We start from the raw sequence: 540 nt of genomic DNA, 5'->3' as shown, positions 1-540 counted from the left end.
CGCCTTTACCGTGTCGATCGATCCATCGAGCGGCAATGTCACGCTGACGCAGTACGAGTCGCTGAACCATCCGACGTCTGGCGCGAGCTACGACGAGGCGCTGTTCCTGGCCTCCGGCATCCTGAAAGCCGTCTACACGGTGACCGATGGCGACAACGACGTTGCCAGCGCCAGCGTCGACCTTGGCGGTCGGGCCGGCGTGATCGCGTTCGAGGACGATGGTCCGACGGCCGTGCTGGCCCTGGCCGGCAAGGCATCGATCGTCGTTGATGAGAGCCTGGGCCAGAACGGCGCCCCGGAGACGGAGCCGGTTGGGACCCTCGGCCAGGTCACGGTTCTGGGTACATCGCTGTTCGACACGACCGGCTCGCTGGCCGGGCAGGACGAGGAAGGTGCAACGACGGCGTTCTCGCTGGAAGTGGCCGCCGGCGGCCACACCGGTCTGTTCCTGACCGGCCAGAGCGGCGCGGCCAACGAGATCCTTCTGGTCGACAACGGCGGTGTCATCGAAGGCCGCGTCGGCAGCGCCGGCGGCACGCT

1 protein-coding gene is annotated in these 540 nt (G+C 67.8%); it reads left to right on the top strand.

The features are described 5' to 3' along the window. Nucleotides 1–540, top strand: a 540-nt coding sequence (locus G3A47_RS23305; protein ID WP_208328454.1) for a DUF5801 repeats-in-toxin domain-containing protein, incomplete at both ends; no start/stop codon positions are given.

Source organism: Flavobacterium poyangense (assembly GCF_011751075.1).
In the GTDB taxonomy this organism is placed as follows: Bacteria; Bacteroidota; Bacteroidia; order Flavobacteriales; family Flavobacteriaceae; genus Flavobacterium; species Flavobacterium poyangense.
This window is presented reverse-complemented; position numbering and strand designations above follow the sequence as displayed.